The sequence below is a fragment of the Acidithiobacillus sp. TH-A36 genome (genome assembly GCF_057473445.1).
In genome coordinates, this window is the sequence record NZ_JBYCKP010000444.1 from 1 (window position 1) to 1066 (window position 1066).

Here is a 1066-nt window from a genome sequence, read left to right on the forward strand (position 1 = left end):
AGTCCAGGTCCATTTTTTCAATTGTGCTTGGAAAGTCGGTCTCTTTATCAGAACTACGTCGACGAGTTGCGTGAAGAAACGGGTGTCGATGCTCAGTTGAACCACAACGGAATTTACCAACTTGCACTCACGGAAACCGAAGCCCATGCTTTACAACGGCGCATGGAATGGCAAATCCGGGCCGGTGGGCGCGCCCAGTTTCTGAGTAGCCGCGAGGTATATGAGAGTGAACCGCTCGTCGCAAGAAACTTTGGAGCGTTATATCTGCCAGATGACGGCAACATTCATGCGCCCCTTCTCATCCGGGCACTGTCTCTGGCAGTAAAGAGAACATGCACGGTTTTGGAAGGTGCCGAAGCCATTTCCATCGTCACTCACAATTCGCTTGACTATACGGTCTCCACGCACAGTGAGAAATACGTGACTAGGACCGTTGTGGTGGCGACAGGCGCTTGGGCACCCCATTTACTACCATCTCTCACCGGGCGAATCCGACCTGTTAAAGGCCAACTTCTATCCATTCGTCCGCGCCGTGCGACGCTACAGCGCACCATCTTCCATCATCACACCTACCTAGTGCCAAAGCGAGACGGAACCATTGTTGTTGGAGCGACTGAGGACAAGGAAGCAGGCTTCAATCGCGACGTGCGCGCGGACGCCGTCCAATATCTCTTAGACTCCGCACAACAGGTGGCTCCCGGACTGTCCGATGCCGTCTTTGTGCGGAGTTGGATTGGACATCGGCCCGGGTCGGAAGATGCGCACCCATGGATTGGCGAACTCGCCGAGTCTCCTCAGCTTCATGTAGCGGTCGGCCATTTTCGAAACGGGATTCTGCTTGCCCCTGTAACAGCCAACATGCTGCTCGACTCCATTGAGCGTCGACCGTGGCCAGTTCATTGGCAGGCATTCCATCCAGCAAGAGTGTCTCATGAAGGCGAGGTGACTATCTGATGGACGTGAACGTCTACATCAATGGCAAAGCGAGATGGATTGACGCCAACACCACGGTCGAGCAACTCATCAAACAACTTGACCTGGCAAATGAACGAATTGCCGTCGAACA

The 1066-nt window shown here is 54.0% G+C and carries 1 protein-coding gene; it reads left to right on the top strand.

Annotation, left to right across the window (positions count from 1 at the left end):
- Positions 1-954, top strand: a 954-nt coding sequence (locus tag AC2VLY_RS11395; RefSeq protein ID WP_486922310.1) for an NAD(P)/FAD-dependent oxidoreductase, incomplete at its 5' end; no start/stop codon positions are given.
- Positions 955-1066 lie beyond the last annotated feature (112 nt).